8 protein-coding genes are annotated in these 7,699 nt (G+C 34.9%); 4 read left to right on the forward strand and 4 right to left on the reverse strand.

Features of this window, described 5'->3' with window-relative positions:
- Positions 1 to 158: 158 nt before the first annotated feature.
- Genes ACP5O9_RS01415 through ACP5O9_RS01430 form a run of 4 tightly spaced genes read right to left on the reverse strand, consistent with a single transcriptional unit; the run spans position 159 to position 3,960 of the window.
- Positions 159 to 1,253: an LptF/LptG family permease gene (locus ACP5O9_RS01415; RefSeq protein WP_428723305.1), complete on the reverse strand. Its 1,095-nt coding sequence runs from the start codon at positions 1,251 to 1,253 to the stop codon at positions 159 to 161.
- Positions 1,254 to 1,292: 39 nt separating this feature from the next.
- Positions 1,293 to 2,348: an LptF/LptG family permease gene (locus tag ACP5O9_RS01420; RefSeq protein ID WP_353686531.1), complete on the reverse strand. Its 1,056-nt coding sequence runs from the start codon at positions 2,346 to 2,348 to the stop codon at positions 1,293 to 1,295.
- On the reverse strand, positions 2,348 to 3,316 hold the full coding sequence (locus ACP5O9_RS01425) for a KpsF/GutQ family sugar-phosphate isomerase (RefSeq protein WP_428723306.1): 969 nt from the start codon (positions 3,314 to 3,316) through the stop codon (positions 2,348 to 2,350). The genes ACP5O9_RS01420 and ACP5O9_RS01425 overlap by 1 nt, the downstream gene beginning before the upstream one ends.
- Before the next feature lie 44 nt (positions 3,317 to 3,360).
- Complete coding sequence (locus ACP5O9_RS01430; protein WP_353686533.1) at positions 3,361 to 3,960, reverse strand: class I SAM-dependent methyltransferase; 600 nt, start codon at positions 3,958 to 3,960, stop codon at positions 3,361 to 3,363.
- A gap of 21 nt (positions 3,961 to 3,981) precedes the next feature.
- Here ACP5O9_RS01430 and hisA point away from each other — a divergent pair, with 21 nt between their 5' ends.
- The 4 genes from hisA to ACP5O9_RS01450 all read left to right on the forward strand — a co-directional run.
- Positions 3,982 to 4,707: a 1-(5-phosphoribosyl)-5-[(5-phosphoribosylamino)methylideneamino] imidazole-4-carboxamide isomerase gene (gene hisA, locus ACP5O9_RS01435; protein ID WP_428723307.1), complete on the forward strand. Its 726-nt coding sequence runs from the start codon at positions 3,982 to 3,984 to the stop codon at positions 4,705 to 4,707.
- Positions 4,708 to 4,799: 92 nt separating this feature from the next.
- Positions 4,800 to 5,636, forward strand: a complete 837-nt coding sequence (hisF, locus tag ACP5O9_RS01440) for an imidazole glycerol phosphate synthase subunit HisF (protein ID WP_424905275.1) — start codon at positions 4,800 to 4,802, stop codon at positions 5,634 to 5,636.
- 75 nt (positions 5,637 to 5,711) lie between these two features.
- Positions 5,712 to 7,250 (forward strand): surface lipoprotein assembly modifier, encoded by a 1,539-nt coding sequence (locus tag ACP5O9_RS01445; RefSeq protein ID WP_353686536.1) that lies wholly within the window; start codon positions 5,712 to 5,714, stop codon positions 7,248 to 7,250.
- 10 nt (positions 7,251 to 7,260) lie between these two features.
- Positions 7,261 to 7,699, forward strand: a 439-nt coding sequence (locus ACP5O9_RS01450; protein ID WP_428723308.1) for a FecR family protein, incomplete at its 3' end; no start/stop codon positions are given.

Consider the following 7,699-nt stretch of genomic DNA (forward strand, 5'->3'; position numbering starts at 1 on the left):
GCAAGAATCAAGGAAGTTGAAGCAAATATGGAAGTAAAACTTGCCCGGTTTAAAGTAGAAATAATTAAATGGGTAGCAGGATTTTTAATTGCTCAAACTGCTATTCTTGCTGGTATTTTTGCAGGTCTTCTCAGGTTATTTTTCTGAAAAAATCAGTTTCACTGTTTTATCGCATAAAAAAGCTTCATTGATACAAATCCAAAAATTAAAGGTGTAATCCATGGTGATACAAAGGATGGTAAGATTTTTGAATAGCCCATAAACATAAAGATTGAATATACAAGCCAGTAAACTATTGTTATAATCAAACCTATTCCTACAGTTATAATTCCACTGCCTCCTCTGGTTTTTGAGAAAATAAAACTGAATTTTTCATGAGCACCAAGAGGCAAAGAAATTCCAAGCACCATCATGAAAAATGTTACAAAGTTATATGAAAGCCTTCCACTTATATCTGTATCAATTTTAGGATTGCTCAGTCCCGCTCTTTTAAGTTCTTTTCTTTTCTGAATAAGTTCTAATATTCCTAACTCCTCGATTTTTTTAATATCTTTAAATGTAGCAACAGATATCTTCAAATTAATTGGATAGTCTATTGATTCGGATTTTTCAACTTTGCCAGATAAGAAGTCATAAATCAGGGTATTTTTAAAAATCCAGTGGTTTTCTTTGATTTCTGCCTCCTGAGCATCTATTCTTTTGGTTAAGATATTGTTTTTTATAATAAATGCCTTTACATCCTTTGCCTTTCTCTGTCCTGCTAAATATTCTCCAATTTTTATCACAGTTCCATCCTTGGCTCTGAGAAAAATATCTTTTTGTACAGAATTTTTCCCTTTCATGGTCAATTTTTCAACCATGATATTTAATTTTTTCGTGAATTCTGGCTGAATAAACTCTCCAAATATAAAGCCAAAAATAGAGATGACAATACCTAAAATTAAGAAGGGCTTTAAAATAACTCTTAATTTTCCACCAGAAACAGAAAGAATTAAGAATTCTCTGCTTCTTACACCAACTGAAAATATAAAGAGAGATGTTACAAGGGTGATAAAAGGTATAAGATAAAAAATGTATCTGGGGATGCTGTATAAAGCATATTCAACAAAAAAAGTAGCTGAAGGTTTATAAGGTATAAAATCATCTATTTTTTCAATAAGCCCAACAATTGAGAGAAGAAGAGACATTGAAAAAAGCAGAATTAAAAAAGTTTTTAAAAACTCTTTTATGTAGCTCTTACATACGATATTCATTTTCTTCAGCTCAAACCTGTATTAGAATAATTTTAATGGTCATTTTTTAATCCTGAAATAAATAATGAAAGCTAAAAATCCCATGACTAAAACAGGCATAAGAGAGCCGATTTCTGCTGATGTTTTTCCAGCCTTTGCAACATTTGCTCCGTATATCATGAAAATGTAATAAATTGCAAATATAGCAAGCCCTACTGTAATTCCTCCAATTCTACCACTTTTCCCGACAATAAGACATAATGAAGGAGCTAAAAAAACACTTATAATGCATAAAATAGGTAAAGCCAATCTCTTATAAAGTTCCAGTTTATAATCTATGTTTTTTGAACCTTCAGTAACAATTTTTGAAATAAGTTCAATTAAAGAAAGTTCACTGATTTTTTTTGCTATTGGGTCTATATTTGGAGAAAGCTTGAATATATATTCTTTAAAGATTACTTCATTTAAGGATGTGCCTCTCTTAAAATAGGCTTTCCCGTCTAACAAACTTAAAATTATATCGTCTTTTTCCTTTTTAATAAGTCCTTCCCTGGCAATCACTATTTTTGTCTCTTTTTTTCTCTCATCAAAAATCACCACTTCTTTTAAATGTAAATTGTCAGGTTTTTCTTTTACAAAAATTGTTACATCTTTAAATCCCTGATTAAAAACTCCTTCCTCCAGTCCAAGAGGTGCTCTTTCCACAAGAATATTTAAAATTTTTTCTCTCACAAGGCTTACTCCTGCTGGGGCAAGATAAAAACTCATCAGAGTAGTGAGAAAAAATGCTGCTGTTCCAATGTATAAAGCAGGTTTGAATGCCTTTTTATATGGCATACCGCTTACCATAAATATTGTCATTTCATTGTCTGCCTGAGTTCTTCCATAAGTAAGCAAAACACCAAGAAGCAAAGCCATCGGGATTGTGAAAATAAGTAACTGAGGCTGCAAAAGAATTATGAGCAAAAAAAGGTTTGGTAAATCTATTCCAACAGAGGCAAATATTTTACTTAGTTTAAACAATTTTTCAATTATCAAAACAGCATTTAAAAAGGCTATTGAAAGGACAATGTTCTGAATAAGCTCCCTGGTTAAAGCTCTGTAAATAACTTTCATTAAAAAATGCCTTTTTTAAGAATATCATGAATGTGAATTAAGCCTTTAAGTGTACCATCACTGGCAGGAACAACGAGGCTTGTTATAGAATATTTTTGCATTGTTGAAAGAGCAACTGCTGCAAGTTCTTCTTCATTTATTGTTTTTGGGTTTCTGGTCATAATCTCAGAAACCTTTAATTCAAAGAGTTCCTTACCGTATTTCTGAACACCTCTTCGCACATCGCCATCAGTAATGATTCCAAGAATTTTCATTTTTTCATCAACTATTACAACAACTCCGAGTCTTTTTGATGAAATCTCAAGCACAGCATCAAGCATTACAGTATCAGGATGGGCAACTGGAAGTTCTTCTCCCATGTGCATTAAATCTTTAACTTTTGTGAGCATTTTTCTTCCAAGAGAGCCTCCAGGATGAAATACTGCAAAATCCTCTTTTTTAAATCCATTTCGCATTATTAACGCAACTGCAAGAGCATCTCCCATTGCTAGTGTTACTGTTGTAGATGCAGTTGGAATAAATCCAAATGGACAAGCCTCCTCTTTTACTGATACATCCAGTGTCACATCAGCCTGTCTGGCAAGGGTTGAATTAGGATTTCCTGTGAGAGCAATAATCTTCACATTGAAATATTTAAGATAGGGAATAAGCCTTAAGACTTCCTCTGTTTCACCGCTGTTACTTATGGCAATTACAACATCATCCTCTGTAACCATGCCAAGATCACCGTGACTTGCTTCAGCAGGATGCATGAAAAATGAAGGCGTTCCCGTGGATGCAAGAGTTGCTGCAATTTTTCTTCCCACAAGACCTGACTTGCCCATTCCTGTTACAACAACCCTTCCCTTTGAGTTGTGAATTATCTCAACAGCTTTGAGAAAGTCTTCGTTAATTCTTTCTTTAAGCTCCTGAAGAGATTGTGCTTCAATTGTAAGAACTCTTTTAGCTACATTAATGAGATTTTCCATAAATTTTATTTTAAGTTAGTATGGAATTTATTTGCAAACAAAACCTATTTTTTATCCAGAATTAAAAATAAATCGCCCTCTATAAGATTATCTAAAACTTTAAATTTTCCTGTAAAGGTGGAGGCAAATCTCTGTAACTCTTTTACAGAAAAATAAGTAACACCGATGTCTCTTAATTTTGTTTTTTCATTAAGGCATGTAAGAATGACTCGCTCAGTTGTATGCTGAAAAAGTATTTTCAGGCATCTTTGCATAAGCTCTTTTACATCTTGCACTGCAAGATTGAATACACCAATTGCAACAGTAAGATCAAAAAACTCTGATAATGGTTCATTTTCAATATCCATAGCATGAAATTCAGCTTCAGGATAGTTTTTTCGTGCAAACTCTATGAGCGAAGGATTTATATCTATGCCAGTATAGCGACATCTGACACCCTTTTCCTTCAAAAAGCCGTAAAAATCTCCTTTACCACAGCCAAAATCAAGCAGAGTCTTACCCTCAGGCTCAATTAGTTTAAGAACTGTTTCATATCGGAGCAACTGACCTGTGCGTGTCCATCCCACTGATTCAGGAGAGTTTTTGAAGTGAATTAGTCTTTTCGTAAAAAAATCAATTACATACTCCTTTGCAAGTTCATCCATTTTTTTATGTTATACTAAAAAATGAAGATAATTCCAGCAATTGACCTCAAAGATGGAAAATGTGTAAGACTACTTCAGGGTAAGTTTGATGAAGTGACAGTTTATTATGACAATCCGGAGTTAGCTGCATTACGCTGGCAAGCTGAAGGCGCAGAAGTGCTTCATGTTGTTGATCTTGATGGAGCTAAAGAAGGTAGGCTTATTAATCTTTCATCAATAAAAAAAATCAGAGAAGTTTTCTATGGCACAATAGAAGTTGGTGGAGGAATAAGAAAAATAGAGGACATAGAATTGCTTTTAAATTCAGGAGTTGACAGAGTAATTCTTGGAACACTGTTAGCTCATAATCCTGATTTTGTAAAAGAGGTATGCAAAAGATTCCCGGGCAGAATAATTGCAGGCATTGATGCAAAGGATGGGTTTGTGGCAGTAAAGGGCTGGGTTGAAGTTACAGATCTAAAGGCAACAGAACTTGCCCTTAGAATGCAGGATTACGGAGTCTGGGGAATAATTTATACAGATATATCAAGGGATGGAATGCTTACAGGGCCAAATATAGAGGCAACAGAAGTGCTTGTTGAGGCTGTCACAATCCCTGTCATTGCCTCAGGTGGAGTTTCATCAATTGAAGATATAAAAAGACTTGCAAAAATAAAAAAACTCTGGGGAGTAATAACAGGCAAGGCAATCTATTCAGGTGCAATAAATTTAAAAGAAGCAATTGAGATGGTAAATGCGATTAAGTGAAGAGGTTATATAGATCAGATGTCTTATCGTTTTGGAAAGCTTCAGGAGACAATGGGAAAGGTGCTTAGAAATCTTTTGATTTTGGAGAGCCTATGCTTGCTAAACGCATAATCCCCTGTCTTGATGTTAAGGATGGAAGAGTTGTTAAAGGAGTAAACTTTCTCAATTTAAGGGATGCGGGAGACCCTGTTGAAAATGCTCTTTACTATGAGGAAGAAGAGGCTGATGAGCTTGTATTCCTTGATGTAACAGCATCCCATGAAAAAAGAAAAATAATAATTGATGTTGTTGAAAGAACAGCATCTGTTGTATTCATGCCACTTACTGTAGGTGGTGGCATAAAAACCATTGATGACATAAGAGATCTTCTAAATGCAGGTGCTGATAAAGTTTCAATAAATACAACAGCTGTCCGTGACCCTTACTTTATTCAGAAAGCATCAAGCCGTTTTGGTTCACAGTGCATAGTAATTGCAATAGATGCAAAAAGAGTTGATAAAACATTCAATCCAAAAGCTTATCCACCTGAACAATGGTTTGATGACCCTGAACTCAAGGATGTTCTTTATAATGAAAACTCAAAATTTGTTCTTTCCACTCATGGTGGAAGGCTCATGCGTCCAATTGATGCTATTGCATGGGCAAAGAAAATGGAAGAACTCGGTGCTGGTGAGATTTTACTTACAAGTATGGACAGAGACGGAACTCGTGAAGGTTATGACATAGAGCTTACGAAGGCAATTGCAGAGGCTGTTACAATACCAGTTATTGCCTCAGGAGGCGCAGGCACCTTAGAGCATCTCTATGAAGCCTTTGCCTTTGGCAGAGCAGATGCAGCCCTTGCAGCATCCATATTTCATTTCAGAGAATACTCAATAAGAGAGACAAAGGAGTATTTAAGACAAAAAGGAATCCCGGTAAGAATTTGATTTTTTGATAAAAATATAAAAAAATTTATAAAAAAATAGTTGACTTCCCCAATTTTATTATGGTAAAAATATTTTATGTTAAAAATAATATTGAAACCAATACTTGAAAATGCTCTGATAGTATTGATTTTGATATTTCTTCCCGCTTTGCTATCTGCAGAAGATCTTCTTCAAAAAGGAATTGAGCAATATAAACAGGAAAACTATGAGGAAGCCTTAGGTTTATTAAAAGAAGTTTATAAAACAAAGCCATCAACAACTGCAGCTTTTTATCTCGGACTCACATACAAACAGACTGGAGATTACATAGCTGCAAAGGATTATTTTTTACAAAGCCTTACTGGCAAACCAAAAATAAATGATGCCTATGTTGAGATTTCTGAAGTTTTATATCATCTTGGAGAGCTTGATGAGGCAATAAAGTGGCTTAATGAGGCTGAAAAGGAGTTTGTCATGCCTTCAAGGGTAATGTTTCTCAAGGGCCTTGTTCTTTCAAAAATGGGCAGGCTTGATGATGCAAGAAAAGCCTTTGAAAAAGCAAAATCTATTGATCCAGCACTCACTCAAGCAGCAGATTTACAGATAGCACTTACATATACAGCAGAGAAAAGACCAAAAGAAGCAATGAAAACTCTTGAGAATTTGATAAAGATTGAACCAAAAACTGATATTGCAGAGTTTGCTTCTGATTACCTAACAGCCCTTAAGACAGCATTCAAGCAATGGAGTATAACATTAAGTATGGCATATCAGTATGATGACAATGTTGTATCAAAACCTACAGGAACAATAGGAATTACAGCAGTAGATGAAATTTCAGGGAAAAGAGATTCTGCTATAATAAATACCCTGAGGCTTAGTTATAGAACACTGTCTGAGGGAGATTTATTTTTTACAGGAGAACTAAGTATCTACACAAAAAATTATTTTCATTCTTTCAAATATGACACTACTTTAAGCATGGTTACATTAACTCCTGGATTAAACATCAAAAATGGATTTATAACACTTCCAGTGAGTTACTCCCACATGTGGCTTAATGAGAGAGAATATATGTCATCTTTTTCAATTACTCCAACACTGAGCATTCAGATTTTTCCTGGACACATAGGACAGGTCTTTGTTGGATATGGTAAAAGAGAGATGCTTAAGTACATGGAAGGCTTTGATCCTGATGAAGACAGGGATGGCAATCAATACAGTATTGGAGCTGGATATTTTTATACTTTTAAAGAGAAGGGAGTTTTATATGCAAGATATGACTACACAGTTGATGATACTCAGGGAAGAAACTGGGATAGTGAAGCACACAGAGTTTCTGCCGGGCTCATATATCCTTTCAGTGAAAAATTAAGTCTTCAGATAGCAGCAGACCACACATGGCAGAATTACAAAAATATCAATACACTCACAGGAAGAGGAGTTAGAGGTTTTCCTCAAACAGCAGAAAAAAGAAGGGATAGGATTTATTCATTAACATCTGGAGTTATCTTTGATATTTCAAAAACTTTAAGGGCAAATCTTAACTATTATCACTTAAGAGATGACTCTAATTTTCCCATTTATGATTACAGGAGAAACATTTACACATTTGAGTTAAGCTTTAGCTTTTAAGGAGGATTAGATGTGTGAAAGTAAAATTAAAAAAACTTTCTTTTTTTCATTAATTATATGCCTTTTATTTATTTCTTTAGTCCATGCAGAGGAAGTGGGGAAAATCACTGCACTTCAGGGTAAGGTTGACATATTAAGGGCTGGCAAGCTTCCAGCAGTCCCTGCAAAGATAAATGAGCCTGTTTATTTAAATGACATAATAAGGACAAAGACAGACTCAAGGGCAGAGATAGTATTCAGGGATGGAACTGTTGTAAAGATTGCACCCCGTAGCAGGGTTGACATAAGCGAGTATTTTACTGACGGAGAGAGTCTCAGAGTTACTATAAATGTTCCAAGAGGCAAGGTGGGAGCTGCTGTAGCAGAAAAAAGCATTGAAAAGATAAAGGGTTCACCAAAAGCAAACAGATTTGAGATAAAAACACCAATAGCAGTTGCTGGAGTAAGGG

The organism is Thermodesulfovibrio sp. (assembly GCF_049969575.1).
Taxonomy (GTDB): Bacteria; Nitrospirota; Thermodesulfovibrionia; order Thermodesulfovibrionales; family Thermodesulfovibrionaceae; genus Thermodesulfovibrio; species Thermodesulfovibrio obliviosus.

Excerpts from the sequence above, each read along its gene's own strand:
- ACP5O9_RS01420 (WP_353686531.1), bottom strand. The coding sequence starts at position 2,348 with ATGAAAGTTATTTACAGAGCTTTAACCAGGGAGCTTATTCAGAACATT.
- ACP5O9_RS01425 (WP_428723306.1), bottom strand. The coding sequence starts at position 3,316 with ATGGAAAATCTCATTAATGTAGCTAAAAGAGTTCTTACAATTGAAGCA.
- hisA (WP_428723307.1), top strand. The coding sequence starts at position 3,982 with ATGAAGATAATTCCAGCAATTGACCTCAAAGATGGAAAATGTGTAAGA.
- ACP5O9_RS01445 (WP_353686536.1), top strand. The coding sequence starts at position 5,712 with ATGTTAAAAATAATATTGAAACCAATACTTGAAAATGCTCTGATAGTA.
- ACP5O9_RS01430 (WP_353686533.1), bottom strand. The coding sequence starts at position 3,960 with ATGGATGAACTTGCAAAGGAGTATGTAATTGATTTTTTTACGAAAAGA.
- hisF (WP_424905275.1), top strand. The coding sequence starts at position 4,800 with ATGCTTGCTAAACGCATAATCCCCTGTCTTGATGTTAAGGATGGAAGA.
- ACP5O9_RS01415 (WP_428723305.1), bottom strand. The coding sequence starts at position 1,253 with ATGAATATCGTATGTAAGAGCTACATAAAAGAGTTTTTAAAAACTTTT.